General features: G+C 67.4%; 22 protein-coding genes and 3 tRNA genes. 14 read left to right on the plus strand and 11 right to left on the minus strand.

Annotated features, from left to right (window positions below):
* Positions 1–17: 17 nt before the first annotated feature.
* The 8 genes from PIB44_RS05695 to PIB44_RS05730 form a co-directional block, all read right to left on the minus strand.
* Positions 18–656: an exopolysaccharide biosynthesis protein gene (locus PIB44_RS05695; RefSeq protein WP_278070713.1), complete on the minus strand. Its 639-nt coding sequence runs from the start codon at positions 654–656 to the stop codon at positions 18–20.
* A gap of 92 nt (positions 657–748) precedes the next feature.
* A complete protein-coding gene (locus tag PIB44_RS05700) occupies positions 749–937 on the minus strand; it encodes a DUF3008 family protein (RefSeq protein ID WP_025978272.1) in 189 nt (62 codons plus the stop codon).
* 40 nt (positions 938–977) lie between these two features.
* The gene (locus PIB44_RS05705) at positions 978–2,396 is read right to left on the minus strand and encodes a hypothetical protein (RefSeq protein ID WP_278070714.1); all 1,419 of its coding nucleotides are present in this window, start codon (positions 2,394–2,396) and stop codon (positions 978–980) included.
* Between the two features lies 1 nt (position 2,397).
* Positions 2,398–3,561, minus strand: a complete 1,164-nt coding sequence (locus tag PIB44_RS05710; RefSeq protein ID WP_278070715.1) for an isovaleryl-CoA dehydrogenase — start codon at positions 3,559–3,561, stop codon at positions 2,398–2,400.
* 44 nt (positions 3,562–3,605) lie between these two features.
* Positions 3,606–4,445 carry a lysozyme gene (locus tag PIB44_RS05715; RefSeq protein WP_278070716.1) on the minus strand — a complete coding sequence of 280 codons (840 nt, stop codon included), beginning with the start codon at positions 4,443–4,445 and terminating at the stop codon, positions 3,606–3,608.
* A gap of 90 nt (positions 4,446–4,535) precedes the next feature.
* Complete coding sequence (gene mgtE, locus PIB44_RS05720; RefSeq protein ID WP_278070717.1) at positions 4,536–5,954, minus strand: magnesium transporter; 1,419 nt, start codon at positions 5,952–5,954, stop codon at positions 4,536–4,538.
* Positions 5,955–6,018: 64 nt separating this feature from the next.
* Positions 6,019–6,103 (minus strand) — tRNA-Leu (locus tag PIB44_RS05725).
* A 253-nt stretch (positions 6,104–6,356) separates the two neighbouring features.
* Positions 6,357–6,608, minus strand: coding sequence for a FliM/FliN family flagellar motor switch protein (locus tag PIB44_RS05730; protein WP_003164329.1), 252 nt, complete (start codon positions 6,606–6,608; stop codon positions 6,357–6,359).
* Between the two features lie 66 nt (positions 6,609–6,674).
* Here PIB44_RS05730 and lipB point away from each other — a divergent pair, with 66 nt between their 5' ends.
* The gene (gene lipB / locus PIB44_RS05735) at positions 6,675–7,391 is read left to right on the plus strand and encodes a lipoyl(octanoyl) transferase LipB (protein ID WP_278070718.1); all 717 of its coding nucleotides are present in this window, start codon (positions 6,675–6,677) and stop codon (positions 7,389–7,391) included.
* Here lipB and PIB44_RS05740 read toward each other — a convergent pair.
* Positions 7,367–7,771 carry a DUF805 domain-containing protein gene (locus tag PIB44_RS05740; protein ID WP_278070719.1) on the minus strand — a complete coding sequence of 135 codons (405 nt, stop codon included), beginning with the start codon at positions 7,769–7,771 and terminating at the stop codon, positions 7,367–7,369. The genes lipB and PIB44_RS05740 overlap by 25 nt on opposite strands.
* 180 nt (positions 7,772–7,951) lie before the next feature.
* On the opposite strand from PIB44_RS05740, the gene PIB44_RS05745 reads away from it, so the two are divergent.
* The 4 genes from PIB44_RS05745 to PIB44_RS05760 all read left to right on the plus strand — a co-directional run bounded on the left by PIB44_RS05745 (position 7,952) and on the right by PIB44_RS05760 (position 11,453).
* Entirely contained in the window at positions 7,952–9,433 is a 1,482-nt protein-coding gene (locus PIB44_RS05745; protein ID WP_278070720.1) for a hypothetical protein, read from the plus strand.
* 73 nt (positions 9,434–9,506) lie between these two features.
* Positions 9,507–9,998, plus strand: coding sequence for a peptide-methionine (R)-S-oxide reductase MsrB (gene msrB / locus PIB44_RS05750; RefSeq protein ID WP_278070721.1), 492 nt, complete (start codon positions 9,507–9,509; stop codon positions 9,996–9,998).
* Between the two features lie 43 nt (positions 9,999–10,041).
* On the plus strand, positions 10,042–10,665 hold the full coding sequence (locus PIB44_RS05755) for a hypothetical protein (RefSeq protein ID WP_278070722.1): 624 nt from the start codon (positions 10,042–10,044) through the stop codon (positions 10,663–10,665).
* Between the two features lie 119 nt (positions 10,666–10,784).
* Positions 10,785–11,453 (plus strand): DedA family protein, encoded by a 669-nt coding sequence (locus PIB44_RS05760; RefSeq protein ID WP_025978283.1) that lies wholly within the window; start codon positions 10,785–10,787, stop codon positions 11,451–11,453.
* Positions 11,454–11,672: 219 nt separating this feature from the next.
* Here PIB44_RS05760 and PIB44_RS05765 read toward each other — a convergent pair whose 3' ends face one another.
* Both PIB44_RS05765 and PIB44_RS05770 read right to left on the minus strand, forming a co-directional pair.
* Positions 11,673–14,939 carry an amidohydrolase family protein gene (locus PIB44_RS05765; RefSeq protein ID WP_278070723.1) on the minus strand — a complete coding sequence of 1,089 codons (3,267 nt, stop codon included), beginning with the start codon at positions 14,937–14,939 and terminating at the stop codon, positions 11,673–11,675.
* A 243-nt stretch (positions 14,940–15,182) separates the two neighbouring features.
* Positions 15,183–15,257 (minus strand) — tRNA-Thr (locus PIB44_RS05770).
* A 395-nt stretch (positions 15,258–15,652) separates the two neighbouring features.
* On the opposite strand from PIB44_RS05770, the gene murA reads away from it, so the two are divergent.
* The 9 genes from murA to PIB44_RS05815 all read left to right on the plus strand — a co-directional run bounded on the left by murA (position 15,653) and on the right by PIB44_RS05815 (position 21,467).
* Positions 15,653–16,942: a UDP-N-acetylglucosamine 1-carboxyvinyltransferase gene (gene murA / locus PIB44_RS05775; protein WP_025978286.1), complete on the plus strand. Its 1,290-nt coding sequence runs from the start codon at positions 15,653–15,655 to the stop codon at positions 16,940–16,942.
* The gene (locus tag PIB44_RS05780) at positions 16,932–17,417 is read left to right on the plus strand and encodes a DUF2948 family protein (RefSeq protein ID WP_025978287.1); all 486 of its coding nucleotides are present in this window, start codon (positions 16,932–16,934) and stop codon (positions 17,415–17,417) included. The genes murA and PIB44_RS05780 overlap by 11 nt, the downstream gene beginning before the upstream one ends.
* Positions 17,417–17,884 carry a UPF0262 family protein gene (locus tag PIB44_RS05785; RefSeq protein WP_278070724.1) on the plus strand — a complete coding sequence of 156 codons (468 nt, stop codon included), beginning with the start codon at positions 17,417–17,419 and terminating at the stop codon, positions 17,882–17,884. Before PIB44_RS05780 ends, PIB44_RS05785 begins: the two co-directional genes overlap by 1 nt.
* Positions 17,885–17,990: 106 nt before the next feature.
* Positions 17,991–18,209: a translation initiation factor IF-1 gene (gene infA / locus PIB44_RS05790; RefSeq protein ID WP_003164348.1), complete on the plus strand. Its 219-nt coding sequence runs from the start codon at positions 17,991–17,993 to the stop codon at positions 18,207–18,209.
* Between the two features lie 8 nt (positions 18,210–18,217).
* The gene (locus PIB44_RS05795) at positions 18,218–18,817 is read left to right on the plus strand and encodes a Maf family protein (RefSeq protein ID WP_025978289.1); all 600 of its coding nucleotides are present in this window, start codon (positions 18,218–18,220) and stop codon (positions 18,815–18,817) included.
* Positions 18,817–19,827 (plus strand): S1 domain-containing protein, encoded by a 1,011-nt coding sequence (locus tag PIB44_RS05800; RefSeq protein ID WP_025978290.1) that lies wholly within the window; start codon positions 18,817–18,819, stop codon positions 19,825–19,827. The genes PIB44_RS05795 and PIB44_RS05800 overlap by 1 nt, the downstream gene beginning before the upstream one ends.
* Positions 19,828–19,830: 3 nt before the next feature.
* Entirely contained in the window at positions 19,831–19,995 is a 165-nt protein-coding gene (locus PIB44_RS05805; RefSeq protein WP_082891468.1) for a DNA gyrase inhibitor YacG, read from the plus strand.
* A gap of 63 nt (positions 19,996–20,058) precedes the next feature.
* Positions 20,059–20,134: transfer RNA gene (locus tag PIB44_RS05810), tRNA-Phe, on the plus strand.
* Between the two features lie 427 nt (positions 20,135–20,561).
* A complete protein-coding gene (locus tag PIB44_RS05815) occupies positions 20,562–21,467 on the plus strand; it encodes a MotA/TolQ/ExbB proton channel family protein (protein WP_025978291.1) in 906 nt (301 codons plus the stop codon).
* Position 21,468 lies beyond the last annotated feature (1 nt).

Below are 21,468 nucleotides of genomic sequence, written 5' to 3' on the forward strand. Positions count from 1 at the left end.
GGCTCCGTCAGGCGGCCCTAGAACAGGTTAGCGGCCCAGTGGGCGACGCCGCTGACCACCGCGACCACCGTGGTCCACACCAGAGCCAGATAGACGCCGCACACCGCCGTGCCGAACATGCCGGCCAGAATGAAGGCGCCGTCGCGCTGGATGATGCCCAGGCCGAACAGGGCCAGGGTCAGGCCGGGCAGGGCGTCGCCGAACGGCACCGGCAGCGCCATCATCAGCGCCAAAAGGATGCAGATCACGCCGATTCCAACGTCTGCGGCTTCGCCGGTCAGCGCGGGCCAGCGGGGGCGCGTCAGACGCTCGACCCGACGCAGGCGCGGAAGGACCTTTTCGACGGCCGTCCGATAGGCGGCGCGGCTCACCGACAGCTTCAGCAGCCAGCGGGGCAGCCAGACTCGGTCGCGTTGAAGCGCCAACTCCGCGGCGATCAGGATGATAGGAACTGAAAACACCGCCTTGCCGCCCGGCGGCCAGGGGAACAGCGCCATCAAGGCCAGCATCAGGATGACGGCGCCGAAGCCGCGCTCACCGAACGCCTCGATCATTTCGCGCAGAGACAGTTTTTCAGCCTCGCCCTGGCCCAGTTGCTCCAGAACGTCGGAAAAGGTCCGTCCCTCATCGGGCGGTGGGGCGGAAACGAGCGTCATAAAGCGAGACTCAGAACGGTGTCATACGCGTAGTTAGGAGGCCGCAGCGCCTTGCGCCATCCCTACCGCTACGGTTGCTGTGCACTAGACGCCTAATGTTTCGAGACGTGTTCGGGTTTGCCCTTGCGCTTGGTGTGGGCGAACTCTTCCAGCTGTTTCTCGCTCATCGATTCCATCATGGATTTCGACGCGCCCTTGAGCTTGGACTTGGGCGTATCGCCGCGCTTGGCCGCCAGGGCGGCTCCGGCGGCTTTCTGCTGGGCGGCGGATTTGGCGGGCATGACGATCTCCTTTCGAGAAGGGAGCAACTGTTCGCCTGTCCTAGGGTTCCTTGGGCAGGGTTAAACTGATCCGGGTTCGGCCGGCCTGCTGCTGGATTTCGTCGGGCGCGTCGATGCGCAGCGACAGGCCTTCCTTCTCAAGCAGAAAGGGTTCGCCGGCGCGTAATTCGTGAAGGTCGACGGCTGCCAGCGGCAGGGTGACGGCGTGTGCGATCACGCCGTTCGCCACCACGCCGACCGGAGCCTCGATCAGGGCCGGACTGCGTTCGCTCTTCAAAGCCAGCCCCGGAGCCTCCATGACCACCATGCCGTGCGGCAGGGCGATGGCGCCGTCGGCCAGCGGGGTCATCTCCGCCGCCGAGAAGGACAACTGGATTTCCTTGCCGCGATCGACGGGCGATTTCAGTTCCAGAACCAGCCAGTGCGGGGCCTGATCCAGGAAGGCTTCGCGGGTCGTGACGCCTGCGGGAGCATGGGCCAGTCTCTCAATCGCCTGGGCTTTGAGGGCGGCAAGGTTGAAATGCGCGGCTGCGGCCGAAACGTCCTCGGCGGAACCTTCGCCGATCGTCTGGCGCAGAAGGACATCCAGCGGGGCGCCCTGACCGACCTGGGTTCGCCACTGGTCCGCGCCTATGTCCGCCAACAGCCAGGAGAGGGCGGCGCCGACGGGATAGGCGCGCCAACGGAACAGCTCGGAGACCAGACTCATGTCGTTCTGACCGGGCGCTGCGAGCGCTCTGGCGATGGCGGAAGGCAGGGCTGCGTCGGGGCGACCGGCGATCAGGTGGCTGGCCTGCAGACCGATGAACTCGGCCGTGCCTTCGGACCATTCTCTTTGCTGCTGCACCGCCAGAACTTCGGCCGGCAGATCGGCGCTGCGTGCGGTCCTGAGCGCCAGATAGGTTCGCGCCAGTTGCTTTCGGGCGGGTGCGTCAGGCTCCAGCAGGGCCGCCTGCAGAACCAGACGCTCCAGATCCAGCGCGGCGATGAAACCGGCCAGGTCGGGTATTGCATCCAGATCGACGAATTCCTGATGCCCGTCGCCGGACATCCAGCGGAAGGCCGTGTCCTGGAAGTCGTGAAACTGTTCGTGGAAGAGGGTCGACAGGTCGTCGTCGGCGCCGTCGGGTCGCAACAGCACCGTGTCCGGAACGCCGGAAGGATAATCGAGGACGAAATGAAACTCGGCGCCTTCCAAGCGGCCGGGTCGGAAGCGGGGCGTGCCAGGCCGCCGGGCGCCGCCGAAGACGGCGCCGATATCCGGCGCATAGAGGATGAAGGGCTGATCCTTGGGCCAGTAGCCGGGCCACAGGCGGCTGAGCGCGTCGGCGTGTCGTTCGACGCGCTCGGCCTGCGCTATCAGGGCGTCCTGATCAAGTGTCGGCGCCGGGGCCTGAGCCCAGGCCGTGGAGGCGAAAAGCGCGCCCAGAGCGCCCAGCAAAGCCCCCCGCCCGATCACATCAGCTTCCCAGCAGCTCGCGGCCGATCAGGAAGCGGCGGATTTCGTTGGTGCCGGCGCCGATGTCGTAGAGCTTGGCGTCGCGGACCAGGCGCTCGACCGGCCATTCCTTGGTGTAGCCGGCGCCGCCCAGGGCCTGGACGGCCTCCAGGGTGACCTTCACGGCGTTTTCCGAGGCCAGCAGGATGGCGCCGGCCGCGTCGTAGCGGGTGGTCTTGCCCTGATCGCAGGCGCGGGCGACGGCATAGACATAGGCGCGGGCGCTGTTCAGGGCGACGTACATGTCGGCCACCTTGCCCTGCATCAGCTGGAAGGAGCCGATGGCCTTGCCGAACTGTTTGCGGTCGCGGACATAGGGCAGGACCACGTCCAGCGCCGCCTGCATGATGCCCAGCGGACCCGCTGACAGGACGGCGCGCTCATAGTCCAGGCCGCTCATCAGCACGGCCGCGCCGCGCCCTTCGCCGCCCATGATGTTCTCTTCGGGGACCTCGCAGTCCTCGAACACCAGTTCGGCCGTGTCCGAGCCGCGCATGCCCATCTTGTCCAGCTTCTTGGAGACGCTGAAACCCTTCATGCCCTTTTCGATCAGGAAGGCGGTGACGCCGCCGTTGCCGTCGCCGGTGCGGGCGTAGACGACCAGGGTCTCTGCGTGCGGGGCGTTGGTGATCCAGAACTTCGTGCCGTTCAGGACGTAGCGATCGCCCTTCTTCTCGGCGCGGGTGCGCATGGACATGACGTCCGAACCCGAACCAGCCTCGGACATGGCTAGAGAACCGACGTGCTCGCCCGAGATCAGCTTGGGCAGGTATTTCGCCTTCTGCTCGGGCGTGCCCCAACGGCGGATCTGGTTGACGCACAGGTTGGAGTGGGCGCCGTAGCTCAGGCCGATCGAGGCCGAGGCGCGCGACACCTCCTCCATCGCCACCACGTGTTCGAGGTAGCCGAGGCCGAGGCCGCCGAACTCTTCTTCCACCGTGATGCCGTGCAGGCCCAGCTCGCCCATCTCGGGCCACAGGTCGCGGGCGAACTCGTTCTTCTCGTCGATTTCAGCGGCGCGAGGGGCCAGCCGCTCGGCGGCCCAGCGGGCGGTGGTGTCGCGGATGGCGTCAGCGGTCTCGCCGAGGCCGAATTCCATGGATTGGGGCGCGAAGGGAATGCTCATGCCCAAAGGCGTAGCATCGTGCGCGGCCTTCGCAAAGACGCCTGTTAGCGCGACTGTTTGTGCTTTGGCGGGAGGTCCTTGGCGCGCAGGAAGCTCCAGGCCGCCACGCCGATGAAGACCAGCCCCGCCGCCGCCAGACCGGCGCCGATCACCACCGTGGCGTCGCCCGAAGCGGGGGCGTTGAGGGCGCGGCGGAAGGCGGCGATTCCGGCCGCGAAGGCCAGGGCGCCGACGCCGCCGATGAACAGGACGGCGCCCTTGTCGCCCAGGGCGGCGTCGCCGGCGGCGTCTTTGGCGGCGCGTTTCTCGTGACGCAGGACGGGCACGCTGGGCGGCGCGGCGTCGGCGGAAGCGGCCTCGGCGGACGCTGGCTCGGCGCCGGGACCTCGCACCGGCGCCGTCAGCAGGGCGTCCAGCGGGGCGGGCTGGTCGGGCGCCGTGTCGAACAGGGCGCGTTCGGCCGAACGGCGGCGATAAAGGGCGTCGACCGGCGGCGAGGCGCGCTCGGGCCAGGCGGACAGGGCGACGGCGGCCTCGGTCGGGGCGTTGGCGTCCAGCTTCTCCAGCACATCGCAGGACTGGAAGCGCTCAAGGCCGATGGAGAAGATGAAGCTGGCGAGGGCGTCGAACTGATGCTGGTTCAGCGGCAGGCGCACCCGCTCGTTCAACAGGGCGACAATGGGCATCAGGTCGTATTGCAGCAGCAGTTCGGCCTCGGCCTCGCTGACCACGGCGCCGGGACGGGCCGAGCGCGCGTGGCCATAGCCGATGACCGGCGTCCCGTCGCGGCGCAGCACGGTGCGCGGGCGAAAGCCCTCGAAACTCTTGATCAGCAGAAGGCCTTCACGAGAGACCTTGCGGCGTTGCGGCGCGGCTGCGGACACGGATTGACCCAATTCGAAACGGGCGTTCTCGCCCTGACCGGGGCGGAGCAAGCCTTGTTCCGAAACGGGCGAGGCCGTTTCAGGTCATATTTACAGCAGGACGATGGTCGCCAGGCCCAGGAAGATCAGGAAGCCGAAGAAGTCGGTCGTCGCCGTCACGAACACGGCCGAAGACACGGCCGGGTCGAACTTCAGCTTGGCCAGGGTCAGCGGCGTCAGCACCCCGACGCTGGCGGCGACCAGCAGGTTCAGGATCATGGCCGTTCCGATGACGGCGCCGATGCGCCAATCCTGGAACCAGAACCCTGCCGCCAGCCCGATCAGCGGCGCCAAGATGAAGCCGTTGGCCAGGCCCACGGCCATCTCGCGCCAGAAAGTGCGCAGGGCGTTCGATGCGTTCAGTTCGCGCGTCGCCAGGGCGCGCACGGTGACGGTCAGGGCCTGCGTCCCTGCATTGCCGCCGATGGCCGAGACGATGGGCATCAGCACGGCCAGGGCGACGATCTGCTGGATGGTGCCCTCGAACAGGGCGATGACGCTGGCGCCCAGGACCGCGGTGAACAGGTTGATGCCCAGCCACGGCACGCGGCCGCGCACGATCTCCAGCACGCTGGACGAGCGGTCCTCGTCCGAGACGCCGGCCAGACGCAGGATGTCCTCGCGGTTCTCTTCCTGAATGATGTTGACGACGTCATCGACGGTCAGCTGGCCGACCAGCCGCCCGCCCGTATCGACCACGGGCGCCGAGATCAGGTGATACTTCTCGAAGATATAGGCGACTTCTTCCTGATCGACGTCGACCTCGATGACGTTGACCGGCTCCATCAGTTCGGTCAGCGGCGTGGTGCGCGGGCTGCGCAGCATCCGGCTGATGGCCACCCCGCCGACCGGGCGGTTCATCGGATCGACGACATAGATGTCGAAGAAGAGCTCGGGCAGGTCGTCGCCCTGGGCGCGGACGTGGTCAATGGTGTCGCCGACGTTCCAGAACTGCGGCGCGGCCATGAACTCGCGCTGCATCAGGCGGCCGGCCGAATCCTCTTCATAGCCGAGCGAGGATTCGATGGCGGCGCGCTCGACCTCGGGCATGGCGGCCAGCACGCGCTCGCGCTGATCGTCCTCAAGGTCTTCGACCACCGAGGCGGCGTCGTCCGAATCGAGCTCTTGCAGGGCTTCGGCCAAGGTGGCCGAGGGGACCCGCTCCAGCACCTGCTCGCGGATGCCGTCGTCCATTTCGGGCAGGGATTCAGCCAGCAGGTCCGGCGGCAGCCACTGGACCACGACCGAGCGATGCTCGGCGGTCAGAAAGCCCATCAGATCGGCGACGTCGGCCGGGTGCAGGTCTTCCAGCAGGCTGCGCAGGCGCAGGCCGTCGCCGTCGTCCGCCGCGTCCACCACTTTTTCGACGAAGGCCGCCGTCAGGGCGTAGTCTTCGCCGAGGGCGGCGTGACTTTCGTTTTCCAGCTGGGCGTCTGCGGGGCGCAGAGGGGCAAGGTCCGTGTGGGTCACGTGTCTGCCTCCTCTGGAGTTGTTGTCAGCCGTATCTAGCCGGGATTCGCCCTGTTAGATCAGATGGTGCGGTCGAGAAGACTCGAACTTCCACGGGTTGCCCCACAGCGACCTCAACGCTGCGCGTCTACCAATTCCGCCACGACCGCTCGCATCGGAGGGCGGGCAATAGCGGAGAGAGAGCGGAAAGAAAAGAGCGTTTTGCGGAAATAAGCCCGAGCCGGGTTTTTCCTCCCCATTTCATGGGGAGGGGGACCACGAAGTGGTGGAGGGGCTGCTCCGGCCGAACCAAGCAGCCCCTCCGTCTCGTCGGCTATCGCCGCCGATCCACCTCCCCACTGCGTAGGGAGGAGAAGGCCGCGTCGGGTCGAGAAGGCGGAGCCTTCTGAGCGCGGCCCAGCATCAAGCCGCCCCCGCCATGAAATCATAGACATCCGCCGGGCGCGTCACCGTGATGGCGATGCGGTCGTCGCGAATCTCGATCTCGCCGCGCGCGACCGGGTGGTTGTTGGCCAGGATCCAGACCTCGTCCTTTTCCGAGGCGTCCAGCGGGATCACCGCGCCCCGGCCCATGCGCAGCAGTTGCTGCATCGGCAGGACCGAACGGCCCAGCACGACCGAAATCTCGACATCGACGGCTTCGATCTGGCTCAAAGAGGATGCTCGCAAATCACCGGGCGACCCTTGCGCCGCCGCGTTCGGCCCCACATTGAGGGCATCATGCTTGCCGACCCGTTAAACTCTGCCCAACACAGCCTGCTCCGCGAGGATCAGCGCCCCGTCCAATGGGCGCTGTCGTCCGGCTATGTCGACTACGCCGCCGCCGAAGCCGCCATGGAGGCGCGCGTGGCCGCGATCGCGGCCGGCGAGGCGGAGGAGCTGGTCTGGCTGCTGGAGCATCCGCCGCTCTATACGGCCGGGGTCTCGGCCAAGGACGACGACCTGCTGGCGCCCGATCGCTTTCCTGTGCACCGGACCGGGCGGGGCGGGCAGTTCACCTATCACGGGCCGGGCCAGCGCGTGGCCTATGTGATGCTGGACCTGAACAAGCGGGGCAAGGACGTGCGCGGCTTCGTGCATGGGCTGGAGGACTGGATCATCGGCGCCCTGGACCGTTTCGGCGTCGAGGCCGGAATGCGCGAGGGCCGCGTCGGCGTCTGGGTCGAGCGCAAGGGCGCGGGCTGGAGCCGTGAGGACAAGATCGCCGCCATCGGCGTCAAGGTCCGCAAATGGGTCAGCTTCCACGGCATCAGCCTGAACGTGGAGCCGGACCTGGACCATTTCGGCGGCATCGTGCCGTGCGGCATCACCGAGCACGGCGTGACCAGCCTGGTCGATCTGGGGGTGCTGGCGACGATGGATGAGGCGGACGACGCGCTGAAGTCGTCCTTCCAGCGGGTGTTCGGCCCGGTTCAGCCGGGCGTCGCGCCGCTCTGACGCCGGGCGCCCGGCGCGGCGCCGTAGCGGTTAAAGGCCTTTTGGCCCGGCAGGACCCCCAGGTCGACGGCGACGACGGCCAATCCTGCGACGGCGATCCAGCCAAGCAGGGTCATGGGCTGCGGCCAGGCCAGGGCGAAGGCCAGCAGGATCGGTCCGCTCCACCAGCCTGAGCGCCCCCGGTCATGCAGGCGCTGCGACAGGATGCAAAAGCCGCAATAGATCAGGGCGGCCGCGATCAGGGCGTGAAGCCAGCCGGACAGGCCGAGCACGAGGTCTACGACGGTCCACAGGCCCAGCAGGACGGCGGCGCCCGCCATGAAGCCGCTGCGTCCAACGCGGCCGGTCGAAGTCAGGAAAAGGTCGGTCAGGGCGATCATAAGCGTCGTCTTTTGACCTCATTGGCGGCTGCGGCGCCAGCCATCAAATGGATCAGGCGCGAGCGGAAGCTCCGCGCGGCGAATAAGCTGCGCAATTCGCCGCAGGGGTGGCGACGGCGCCGTTAATGAGTCTAAAACCCGACGATACCGCGTTTTAGACGGACACCGGGAGATTCCCTCATGCAACGCCTGCTTTCCGCGTCGGCGGCCGCACTGGCCCTGACCTTCGCCGCCTCGGCCGTCTCGGCCCAGAACTTCAGCGATCTGGCGCGTCAGGATCTACAGGCCATGCACGCGGCCCTGCGCGACAACCATCCGGCCGCCGTGACGCCGGGCGAGGCCAGCGCGACCTTCCGCGGCTGGCTGGACTCGGGTCTGCAACAGGCCCTGGCCAAGACCGGACAGGTCAACAGCGGCGACAGCCACGCCTATCTGCTGCGTTGGTACGCCAACGGCTTCCGCGATTCCAACATCGCCGCCCGCCCGACTTATGAGGGCCTGGGCCCCTACTTCGCCACCAGCTGGCCGGGCGTGGCCACGGCCTGGCGCAATGGCCAGTACGTTGTCTCCTATGTTCAGGACGGCGTGCGCGGCGCGCCGCCGCTGGGCGCCGTGCTGAAGAGCTGCAACGCCGAGCCGATCGAGGACCTGGCCAAGGCCAAGCTTGACCAGTTCGAGGGCGACCTGACGACCGAAGCCGGTCGCGTCCGCAGCGCCCCCTATCTGCTGTGGAACCGCAACAACCCGATGACGACGGGCGTGCCGGGGACCTGCGAGTTCCAGGTCGGCCGCCGCACCCGCAGCTTCACCCTGTCGCCGCAGCCGGCCACGGCCCAGAATCTGGAAGCCGCCTATCGCGCCTCGGTCTATGTGCCGTCGGGCGCGCCGCTGTCGGTTCAGATGGTCGACGGGCGTCCGTGGGTCAGCGTTCACTCGCTGGCCGATGACGCGGGCTGGGACGCCTTCTTCGCCCAGGTCGAGGCCCAGTCCGCCGCTATTCGCGGGCCGCAGGGCTTTGTGCTGGACCTGCGCGGCGCCAACGGCGCCTCGGTCAACGCCACCTCGCGCGGCTATGGGCTGGCGAACCGCATCTGGTCGCCGGAATTCACCGTCAGCCGCCAGCCGGAAGCCGGTCAGATCACCTATCGCGCCACGCCGGGCAACCGCCAGTGGTTCGCCGACACTCTGAACCGGATGCAGTCTGATCCGCGCTTCGTTCAGGAATCGGGCGCGGTGATCGAACAGACCCAGGCCATCGTCGCCGCCTTCGACAGCGCTATCGCCGCTGGCCAGCCGACCTTCGTCATGCCGGGCCGTCCGGCGACCCTGGACACCGGCGCCGCCAATCCGGTGCAGGGCCAGGTGGTCGTGCTGGTGGACGCCGGCTGCTCGGGCGGGTGCCTGGACACGCTGGACCTGCTGAGCCGCCTGCCGAACGTGCGCATCGCCGGTTCGACCACGGCCGAGGACACCATCTTCATCGAGCCGACGACCCTGCGTCTGCCGTCCAACTACGCCGACCTGAGCTATGGTCATAAGGCGTGGACGACGCGTCAGCGCGGCAACAACTCGCCCTACGCGCCTGCAGGCGCGCTGGCCTACACGGGCGACGCCACGGATGAGACGGCCGTTCGCGCCTGGGTCGCCGGCCTGTTCGGCTGATCGCAACCATCTAAATCAGCCTATCGAGGGCCGGACGGTGGAACGACCGTCCGGCCCTTCCTATTTTCAGACCATGACCCAGACCGAATCTCACGCCGCCATGCGCTCCGCCTCCGGCTATGACCTGACGCCCCCGACCGACAGCCAGCGCGTTGCGCTGGAGGCCGACCTGTCGCCGGAAGAGAAGCGCGTGCTTCTGGCGCACGGCACCGAGGCGCCGTTTTGCGGGACGCTGCTGGGCGAGAAGCGGGCAGGGGTGTTCTGCTGTCGCGAATGCGGCCTGCCCCTGTTCCGGTCGGGAACCAAGTTTGAAAGCGGCACCGGCTGGCCCAGTTTCACCGAGCCGGTCGATCCGGCCCATGTCCGCGCCGTGCGCGACGACAGCCACGGCATGGTGCGCGTCGAGACGCGCTGCGCCCGCTGCGACAGCCATCAGGGCCACGTCTTCCCGGACGGGCCGCCGCCCACGGGCCTGCGCTACTGCATCAACTCGGTGGCGTTGAGCTTCGTGGCCGAAGGCGCAGCCCTGCCGGATCCTTTGGGGCGCGGCGACGGGACCGCCTGACCTTGGCCGCATTTAGGGGTAGGGTGGTTGTGAACGGGAGTAGATGCGTATGCTGATCGAACTCATGACCGCCTCCCTCTTGCTGGCGAGCAATGATCCCGAAGGCGTGGTTTCGACCGCTCCGCGCGCGGGTTCGGGCGCCGTGCCGACCGCCAGCGCGGCCGCCCTGGCCGAGACCGTAGGCGAGGCCTCGCCTGCTGTGACGCTGCAGACGGCGGCGCCGCACGGCCTCAGCACCGAAGAACAGATTTCTCGCTGGATCGGCGAGCGCAAGGCGGGTTCGCCGCCGGTCGAGCAATGGGCCGACGCCTGGGAAGAGGCCGCGCCCCGCAAGATGCGCGGCGAGGTCAGCGCCGGGATCGGCACCGGCGGCTATAGCGACTTCGCCGCCGCCGTCTCCATGCCGCTGGGCGAAAACGGCACGCTGAACCTGAGCGTCAGCCAGACCAAGAACGCGCCCTGGGGCTATGGCTACGGTCCCTACGGCTATTATGGCGCGGGCCGCTATGGACTGAACGGCTACGGCTGGCGCGACGCCTATGGCGCCGTGCCGGGGCCGATGGGGGTGCGCAACCCGCATGAACGCCCCAGCCGCATCCGTCCCTTCAGCACGGACGAGCGGCAGGCTGAACCCGCGCGCGACCGGGATGGCGACGCCGGACGATAGTCCGACCGGCAGTAAAGTGCGTCTCATAGGCCACGCCGACCTTTTTTAGGGCCGGGCGTCGCATCGTCGCATTCCCTTGATAGCGCCTGATCCCATATGCCCTCGTGCAAAGGATCAGTATGGACAGTTTGCTTAGTTCGGCCGCCGACTTCATCGCCCGCAACGCCATGTGGGCCGGCGTGATCCTTGGCGCAGTGACCTTCTTTGAGTCGCTGGTCGTGATCGGCGCCTTCGTGCCCGCGACGGGCCTGCTGGTCGCCGCAGGCGGACTGGTGGCGGCCGGCGTGCTGGATCCCTTCACCGTCATTGGCGGGTGCGTGATCGGCGCCGTCATGGGCGACGCCATCTCCTACTGGATCGGCCGGCGGCTGGGCACGCGGGTGCTACGTCATCACCTGCTGGTGCCGCACCGCCGCAAGCTGGCCTGGACGCGCCTGTACTGCCGTCGCTACGGCGTGGCTTCGATCTTCATCGGCCGTTTCTTCGGTCCCTTGCGCGCCTTCGTGCCGGTGATGGTGGGCGTGCTGCAGATGCGCCAGCGCGTGTTCCAGTTCGCCAACGTGACCTCGGCCTTCGTGTGGGTGCTGGCCATGCTGGCGCCCGGCTATCTGGCCGCCAAGGGGCTGGCGCGGCTGGAGATGATGAGCGAGGCGCACAACCCGACCCTGTGGCTGCTGGCCTTCGGCGCGGTGGTGGCGGCGCTGGTCCTCGCCATGCGCTGGCTGAAGGGCCGCGCGGCGCGGCGCAACGCCCTGCTGGAAGCCTCGGTGCGCGGGCTGGGGGAGTAACCTCAACCCGCTCATTGTGCGGTTGTGGGGCGCAAGGGCGAGAGGTCGGCCCTCGGCCATCCTCGGGCTTGTTCTGAGTTGCGTCTGTTATCCTCGCTGATCCCGGCGGACGCCGGGATGAGCGGGATGAAAGGGCGTGATCAACGCTCCAAGTGAACTGCTCACGAAAAAGGGCCCGGCTGACGCCGGGCCCTTTCGCGTTCCTGCCGTGCGGCGGGATCAGTCGTGGGTGTGGCCGTGGCTCTCGGCGGCCGTAGCCGTGCCCGAGGCGCTCCAGGCCTGACCGTCTTCGCTCTCGAACCAGAACGGCTTGCGCTGAGGGCCGCCGACCTCGTTCATGTGGTTATCGTAGAGGCGGCCGTTGATCATGGTGTGGCTGATCTTGGTCGAGTCCCGCAGGTTCACCAGGGGATTGGCGTCCAGCACGACCAGATCGGCCAGTTTACCGGCCTCCAGAGAGCCGATGTCCTTGTCCATGCCGAGCGCACGGGCGCCGTTGATGGTGCCGACACGCAGGGCTTCGTGGGCGCTCATGCCGCCCTGTTCGAACATCCACAGCTCCCAGTGGGCGCCGAGGCCTTCGCGCTGGCCGTGGGCGCCGATCTGGACCGAGACGCCCTGATCCATCAGCCGCTTGGATTCGCGGGCGATGGAGATGTGGTTCAGCTCTTCCGGCGGGGTCTTCACCGGACGACGCGAACGGTCGTCCAGAATGCGGCGCGGGACATACTGGCTCAGGATCGGGTCCTTCCAGACGTCGGTGACCTCATACCAGTGGTTCTCGCCCCAGGCGCCGCCGAAGCCGACGATCAGGGTCGGGGTATAGGCCGTGCCCGTCTGCGACCACAGCTGTACGGCGTCGTCGTACATGCGCGCCACCGGCACCGAGTGCTCGATGGTGGTGTGACCGTCGACCAGCATGCTCATGTTGACGTTATAGAGCGAGCCGCCTTCCGGCACGACCATCATGCCCAGTTCGCGGGCGGCCTGCAGGATCTGTTGGCGCTGTTCGCGGCGCGGCTGGTTGTAGCTCTTGACGCTCCAGGCGCCGGCGGCCTGCATCCGGCGAAGGTGCGAGCGCGCGTCGTCCAGGTTGTTGACCACGGCCGTCGTCGGCGTCGCGGCGCCGTAGAGGATGGTGCCGGTCGAGAAGATGCGCGGCGCCACCACACGCCCGGCCTTGGCCAGTTCGCTGTGGGCGAAGATCTCGCTGGTGTCGTTCGACGGGTCGTGCAGCGTCGTCACCCCGAAGGCCAGGGCGGCGTAGTTCACCCAGCTTTGCTGCGGGATGATCTCGTCGGAGCCCATGCGGCCGTGCCAGTGGGCGTCGACCAGACCCGGGATGATGGTCTTGCCGGCCATGTCCATGACGCGAGCGCCGGCCGGAACCGTGACCGAGCCGCGCGGGCCGATGGCCTCGATGCGGTTGCCGTTGATGACGACGACGCCGTCCTCGATGACTTCCTCGCCCTTCATGGTGATCAGGCGGGCGCCGGACAGGACGGTGACGCCGCTGGGGCGGGCGTAGTCGGCGGTGAAGCCGATCTTGATCCCGTGCTCGGCGGGCTTGGGCAGAGCTGCCGGAGCGCCGTCGACGAAGGCGAAGCTCTCGCTCAGCGGACGCGAGAACAGCTCCGGTCCCAGAGACCACTGCAGACGGCTGGAATCGCCCGACCAGTGCAGCCATTCGCCCGCATCGCGGGTGACGCGCGTCTGCGGCAGGGCCTTGGTGTCGGCACCGACCGTGATGGCGCGGCCCGTGGAGGCGAAGGGCGCGATATAGGCGTTGAAACGCTCGGTCCAGGCGATCCACTGCTCGTCCGGCGAGACCGAGAACTCGGCCGCCCATTCGCTGCTCAGGTGGTTGCGCACGTCGCCGCCCGACAGGTTCATCGAGCGTAGGACGCGCTTGTCGCCCTCACGCGCGCTGACGAAGATGCGCTCGTTGCTGGCGCCGAACTGCGGCGTCGTGCCCGAATCGGTGATCTTGACCGGTTCGCCGCCGCGGACGGAAACGCGGTAGATGCCCGGCTCGCGGCTCCACAGGGCCGAGCGCAGGTAGCCGTCGCTGGACGTGCGGTAGACGACCGTCTGGCCGTCCGGCGAGAAGCGCGGCTCTAGATAGTGGCCGGGGTTGGTCGTGATGGTCCGGCCTTCGCCGCCTGCGACGGGAACCACGCGGATGGAGCCCAGCTTGTCGTCGTTCCAGGTCGTGTAGACGATCGAGCGGCCGTCGCGCGACCAGGAAGGATACAGCTCGAAATGATCGCTCTGGCGCGTCAGGCGGCGCGGCGTTCCGGCCACGCCGTTGCGCAGGTCGCGGATCCACAGATTGCCCAGGGCCTCGAACACCACCTTGGAGCCGTCGGGCGAGGTCTGCGCCCAGCGGATCATCTTCACTTCGAACTGGTCCGGCGCCACCTCGACGGGGAAGCGGGCGGTCTCCTGCACCCGGCGGGTGTCGGTGACCCGGAAGGGGATCTCGTTGACGGCCTTGGAGGCCACGTCGATGCGGCGGATCTTGCCGCCCGCCCAGATGACGATGGAGCCGTTGTCCGGCGTCCAGGCGAAGCCCGGATAGACGCCGTGGATGGCCCAGGTCTCCTGCATGTCGCGGTCAAGGCCGTCGTAGATCGGCGTCTCGCGGCCTGATTCCAGATCCATGACGTAGAGGACCGACTGGTAACGGTCGCGACGCACGAAGGCGAGCGACTTGCCGTCCGGCGACGGGGTCGGGCGCACCGAGCCGCCCGGGCCGGTGACGAAGGGTTTGATCTCGCCCGTCTCGCGATCCAGTCGACGGATCACATAGAGCTGGGTGTTGGGGTCCTTGGAGTAGTCGAAGACGCCGCCCGGCGTGGCGTCGTCGCTGAAATACATATAGCGGCCGTCGGGCGAGAAGGCGGGCTCGCCCGTGTCCTTTTGCTGGGTGCGGCGCTCGGTCAGCTGCACGCCGCTGCCGCCGCCCGAGCGGTGGTACATCCACATCTCGCCCGCGCCCAGCGAGCGTGAAGAGGTGAAGTGCTTGCGGCCGACGACGAACTGGCTGTCCGGCGTCCAGGTCGGGGAGTTCAGCAGGCGGAACGTTTCATTCGACACCTGGCGCGGGTTGGAGCCGTCGCGATCCATGACCCACAGGTTTTCGCCGCCGCCACGGTCCGAGGTGAAGGCGATGAACCGGCCGTCCGGCGAATAGCGCGGCTGCATGTCCCAGGCGACGCCCGAAGCGATGGGGCGGGCTTCGCCGCCGCCGATGGGCATCACATAGATGTCGCCCAGCAGGTCGAAGACGATCTCGCGGCCATCAGGGCTGACGTCGACAGCCATCCAGGTGCCTTCATCGACGTTAATGTTGATGTCGCGCTGGGCGCCGCCGGTCGGGTTCTGCACGTCCCATTTGGGCGTGGTCGCCGAGTTCGGATCCTGGGCGAACGCCGGAAAGGCTACGGTTAAAGCCGCAGCCGTAGTCAATAGAACGCGCTTCATGAAAGCCCCCTCGGCTATCAAACGTATACAGATGGGGGCGAGGCTAGCGGCAGCGGCCGGATCTTGGCCAGTCGGGATAAGACCGATAAGGCCGAATATTCTTCGGAGAACTCTCAGAACCCCTGCGCGTCTGTCCAAAAGCAAAGCCTGCAGCCTGCTCTGTGATCGGCGGTAGCGCAGTAGATCAGGATTTCAGGAGCCAGAAATGGCCGGAGCCCAAACCCTTGCAGGTTTGGGCTCCGATGGTGCCGCCGGGCAGGATTGAACTGCCGACCTCAGCCTTACCAAGGATGCGCTCTACCACTGAGCTACGGCGGCGGGTCACTGAGGAAGCGGCCGTATAGCCAAAGGTTTTGGCCGGGCCAAGCCAAAAATGCACGCTTGATCAAAATCTTTCGGCGCGGTCTGCTGCGTCCATGGATAAGCCGACTAAAGACGCTGATGGGGCGGGCCCTGAGGCCGCCGTCCCATCTTCACCTGCACCTGCCGCCGCAGCGAAGGCCGAGCGGGCGGCCCGGTTGGCCGCCGCCCTGCGTGCGAATCTGCGTCGCCGCAAGGCGCCGGGCGCGGGCGGCGCGCGCCCGGCCAAGGAAAGCAACTGAAAGTCATCCCTCTTGCGACGTTCCGGCCTTTCGCCGGCGCCGCCAGGCTTGCTAGATAGCCGGTTCGCCGGGCCGTAGGGGTCCGGGCCCCCCAGGACTTCCCCGACACTCATGGACAGCATCGTCATCCACGGCGGCCACCGCCTCAACGGCTCCATTCCGGTCAGCGGCGCCAAGAACTCGGCGATCAAGCTGATGGCGGCGTCGATTCTGACGGATCAGCCCCTGTTGCTGACGAACATGCCTCGCCTGGCCGACACGCGATTCCTGGGCCAGCTGCTGCGCCAGTTCGGCGTGGAAGTGACCGAGCGCGACGGGGCGGACGGTCAGGAGACCCTGTTCCACGCGCCAGAGCTGACCTCGACCTTCGCTCCCTATGACCTGGTGCGTCAGATGCGGGCCTCGTTCAACGTGCTGGGGCCGCTGCTGGCGCGCACGGGGCACGCCAAGGTCTCCCTGCCGGGGGGCTGCACCATCGGCGCGCGTCCAGTGGACCTGCACCTTCAGGCGCTGACCGCGATGGGCGCGGCGATCGAGCTGGAAGAGGGCTATGTCTCCGCCACGGCGCCCAAGGGGCTGCGCGGGGCCGAGATCGAGTTTCCCTTCGTTTCCGTCGGCGCCACCGAACACGCCCTGCTGGCCGCCGTGCTGGCGAACGGAACGACGGTGCTGAAGCGCGCCGCGCGCGAGCCCGAGATCGGCGACCTGGCCCGCTGCCTGATCGCGATGGGCGCGAAGATCGAGGGCCTGGACACCGACGTGCTGACGATCACCGGCGTCTCGTCCCTGTCGGGCGCGACCTGGTCGGTGATTCCCGACCGGATCGAGATGGGCTCTTATGCGCTGGCCGCGGCTATGGCCGGGGGCCAAGTGCGCCTGACCAAGGGGCGCGCTGACCTGATCACCGCCCTGACCGACAAAATGATCGAGGCGGGGGTCGAGATCGAGCCGACTGACGACGGGCTGATCGTGCGCCGCGATCCGACGCAGCGGCTGAAGGCGGTCGACGCCACGACCGAGATCTATCCGGGCTTCGCTACCGACCTGCAGGCGCAGTTCATGGCCCTGATGACGACGGCCGAAGGCACGAGCGTCATCCACGAAAACATCTTCGAGAATCGCTTCATGCACGCGCCGGAACTGGCGCGTCTGGGCGCCGACATCACCGTCCACGCCGGCCAGGCGGTGGTGCGCGGCGTCGAGGAGCTGAAGGGGGCGCCGGTGATGGCGACGGATCTTCGCGCCTCCATGTCTCTGGTCATCGCCGGTCTTGTGGCCGAAGGTGAGACGACGGTCGGCCGCGTCTATCACCTGGATCGCGGCTTCGAGCGCATGGAAGAGAAGTTGGGCGCCTGCGGCGCCGATGTCCGACGCATCAAGGGGGAGGGCGATGAGCACTGACGGCGAATCCATCCCTGATCCGGTGATCGACGGCGATGGCGGGGAGGCGGCGCCGATCGCGCCGCTGCGCCTGCTGGCCGAGGACGCGGACGACCTGCAGATCATTTCGGCCGCGCTTCAGGACGCCATCATGCGTCCGGTCGACATCCGCTGGGAAAAGGAGGCGCGGCGCCTGACCGTGGTCCTGTCGCGCTTCTGCTGGGAATGCGGCGGCGCGCGCGTGATGGCGGCCATGCAGTTCGGGGACGTCCAGGCGGTCAAGAGCCGCCGTCTGCCGCGCCTGCCCGATCAGGCGCTGGAACTGCTGGCGATGGACTTTCAGCCGACCGAGGCGCCGGGCGGCCGCGTGTTCATGATGTTCGCCGGCGGCGGAGACCTGCGAATCGACGTCGAATGCCTGGACGCGGTCCTGACCGATCTGTCCGAGCGCTGGCCTGCGCGGGTGGCGCCCACCCATCTGGACGAGGCGGGCTGATGAGCGCGACGCACAAGCTGACGGCGATCGAGCTCGACAACGCCTCCCTGCCGGCCGCGACGGCTGAGATCGAGCATGAGCGCCGCGTCGCCATCTTCGACCTGGTGGAGCAGAACCGTTTCGTGCCCGAAGGCGCCGCAGGGGGCCCCTATGCGCTGAAGCTGTCGTCGCAGGACAATCGCCTGGCTTTCGACATCACCGGCCCGGATTTCAGCCGCACCCATGTCCTGTCGCTGACGCCGATGAAGACTGTGATCCGCGACTACGGCCTGATCTGCGAAAGCTATTACGAGGCGTTGCGCGGCTCTTCGCCCAGTCAGATCGAGTCGGTCGACATGGGGCGCCGGGGCCTGCACAACGAAGGCGCGGCCCTGCTGAAAGCGCGTCTGGAAGGTAAGGTCGAGATGGACCAGGAGACCGCCCGGCGGCTCTTTACTTTGGTCTGCGCGCTCTATCGTCGGGGCTGAACTCGACTATCTAAGCGTTTTGGTGCATTAGGCGCCCTCACTTTTACGGCTCGCGCTCACGCCCGGCGCGAGCCTTATGCCGTATTCACCGGGCGAGAGAGGCCGCATGGCTAAGGAAGAACTGCTTGAGTTCCCCGGCGTGGTCAGCGAATTGCTGCCCAACGCGACGTTTCGCGTGACGCTGGAAAACGATCACGAGATCATCGCCCACACTGCGGGCAAGATGCGCAAGAACCGCATCCGGGTGCTGGCCGGCGACAAGGTGCTGGTCGAAATGACGCCCTATGACCTGACCAAGGGTCGCATCACCTATCGCTTCAAGTAAGGACGCGCGTGTCGCGTCCTGACGCTCCGGCTCCGAGGCTGATCCTGGCCTCGTCGAGCCCGCGCCGCATCGAGCTGCTGGCGCAGATCGGCATTGCGCCCGATGTGGTCGATCCTGCCGACATCGACGAAGCGCCCCAGCGGGCCGAGACGCCGCCGCGTCTGGCCCAGCGCCTGGCCTGTTCCAAGGCCGCTGTCGTGGCCGAACGCCATCCCGACGACGTGGTCCTGGCCGCCGATACGGTGGTGGCTGTCGGGCGTCGCTTGTTGGAGAAGCCCGTCGATGAGGCCGAGGCGACCCGGTTTCTGAAGCTGCTGTCGGGCCGCAATCATCGCGTCTTCACCGGCGTGGCCGTAGTGCGAGGCGGGCGGACCTCCTGGCGGGTGGTGGAAACCCGCGTCAGCTTCAAGCCGCTGTCGGACGGCGAGATCGCCGCCTATGTCGCCGCGGGCGAATGGCGGGGCAAGGCCGGGGGCTACGGCATCCAGGGCCGGGCGGCGGCCTTCATCACCCGAATCGTCGGCAGCCATCCCGCCGTCATGGGGCTGCCTTTGTATGAGGCGGCGAACCTTCTTCGCGGCGCGGGATGGCGAGGCGGGGCGGCCTGATGGCCGATGTCGAGGTCTTCCTGGACGCGGCTCCGGGCGAGACCCGAGGCGTGGCTTTCCGCGACGGCCGCGCCGAGACGCTGATCCTTCATAGAGAGGACGACCGCCCCGAGTATCGCCTGGGCGCGCGCCTCGTGGGCCGGGTGGCGCGGCTGGCGCCGGGGCTGCACGGCGCCTTCGTCGACCTGGGCTGCGGCGAGCCGTTCGGCTTCCTCCCTCTGGGCAAGGCGGATCGCCCGACCGAAGGCGCCAAGCTGGAACTGGAAATCACCGCCGAGCCCCGCGAGCGCAAGGGGCCGGTGCTGCGTCGTCTGGGCGAGGCGAGCGGCGAGCCGCGCCTGCTGGCGCCGGGGCCTGACGTTGAGGCGATCCTGCGGGCTCTCTATCCCGATATGCCTATAGAGACCGGCGCCGCGGCCATTCGCGCCGCGACCGAGGCTCAGGACGAGGCGCTGGCGGGCGGCGTCGTTGTTTCGGAGGTCGGCCTGGATCTGGCGATCCAGCGCACGCGCGCCCTGATCGCGGTCGACATTGATTACGCCCCTGTCGCCGGTCGTGATTCCCGCAAGGGGCGCGAGGCGGTGAATCGCGAGGGCCTGCGCCAGACCGCGCGCCTGCTGGGCCTGACGGGGTGGGGCGGTCTGGCGGCGGTCGATCTGGCGGGCGTGGGCCTGCATCCCGAAAGCACCCTGAACATGGCGCGTCAGGCTTTCGCCGGGACGCAAGGCGTCGCGGTGGGGCCGCTCAGTCGGTTCGGGCTGCTGCAACTGTCCCTGCCGTGGGGCCGAACGCCGGCGGACGAGCGGCTGGCCGGGCCGGGCGCAGCCGAACGCGCCGCCCTGCATCGCCTGCGGCTGGCGCTGGCGACAGATCGGGCGACGCCGCGTTTCACGCTGCATTGCAGCCCGGCCTCTGAAATGATTCTGTCGCCGTGGGCGGCTGAACTGGGGCCGCGCGCCCATATCCGCCCCGACGCCGCACCGGGCGAATTTCATATCAAGGAGGGCTGACGCATGGCCCAGTGCCCCATTTGCCGCCGCGCCGAGTCTGTCGCAGCCTATAAGCCTTTCTGCTCCAAGCGTTGCGCCGACGTTGATCTGCAACGCTGGTTCACCGGCGGATACGCCATTCCCGCCGAAGAAGCGCACGATGATGAAAAAGATCGCGGAATTGAGTGAATTGGCGTCTGGACAGCCCGCCCAGGCTCGCCTATAGAGCCGCCTCTCGCGACGCAAAGCGAAGCCTGGATAGCTCAGTTGGTAGAGCAGCGGATTGAAAATCCGCGTGTCGGTGGTTCGAATCCGCCTCCAGGCACCACTTTCCCCTAAATGATGAATCTTCGCCTCGGCCGCAAAAAAGCCGAAAATTCGTCATGGGCCTAAACTTTTCTTAACAATCGGTAACACTGCAAGTTTGTTGCCGGATCATGACAGTGACGTGCATTTTTTGTGCGTGTCGCGCCGCGCTGCGTCCGGCCGGGGGTGAAAAGACATTTTCCGCCCTTGACGCTAAGATAGGGCTTCGCCAAAGGGACAGGACCGCATTCCTGCTTGCAGGCTGTGGGCGGCGAGATATTGTCTCTGTCGCCAGGTCCGCAGACGTTTCGACGTTTGGAGGATTGCGGCGCCGACCGGCGGGGGAGAAATCCGGCGGGAGGAAAAGATTTCACTGTAAAGGCGCGGCCGACTGACGCGGCCGCCGTCTTGGGTTCCACGAGTCAGACCAAAGCAGGAACTGGCGAAACATGCTCGATAAGAAGACGAATATCCTCCTCGCAATGGCCGGCGCCGCCGTCCTGATGGCGAGCTCGCCGGTTCTGGCGCAGGACGCAGCCGCTCCGGCCGCTCCGGCCGCCGCTTCGGCTCCCGCCGCTGCCGACGCCGCCGCTCCGGCCGCCGACGCCGCCACCCCGGCCGCTGATGCAGCCGCCACGGAAGAAGCCGCCGCCGAAGGTCACGGCGGTGCGGGCCTGACCCCGATCGCCATGTTCATGATGGCGCACCCGGTCGTTAAGGTCGTCATGGCCGGCCTGATCCTGGCCTCGATCTTCTCCTGGACGCTGCTGCTCATCAAACTGGTCGAGTTCAGCTCGCTGAGCAAAAAGACCAACCGCTTCCTGGAAGAGTACCGCGGTGCTCGCACCCTGGCTGACATCCGTCGCCTGGCCACCTCGGAAGAGTTCGACGGCAACCCGCTGGCCGACATGGCCGCCGCCGCCACCGGCGAAGTGGAGCTGTCGCGTCAAGCCGGCCTGGACGTCGCCGGCGTTCACCGCGGCTCGACGATCGACCGCGCGAACAACGCCATCGGCGCCGTTCAAGGTGGTCTGGGCATCCGTCTGTCGGGCGGCCAGCAGTTCCTGGCGTCGGTCGGTTCGGGCGGTCCGTTCATCGGTCTGTTCGGCACCGTGTACGGCATCATGAACTCGTTCATCGGCATCGCCGAATCGAACACCACCAACCTGGCCGTCGTTGCTCCGGGTATCGCTGAAGCCCTGCTGGCCACCGGTATCGGCCTGTTCGCGGCTATCCCCGCGGTTATCTTCTATAACTACTTCAACACCCGCATCGCTTCGTACGGCGCTCGCGCCGACGGGTTCAACGCTGAGCTGATCAACTCGATCTCGCGTCAACTCGACAAGGGAGCGTAAG

Source organism: Brevundimonas sanguinis (assembly GCF_029636725.1).
Classification (GTDB): Bacteria; Pseudomonadota; Alphaproteobacteria; order Caulobacterales; family Caulobacteraceae; genus Brevundimonas; species Brevundimonas sanguinis.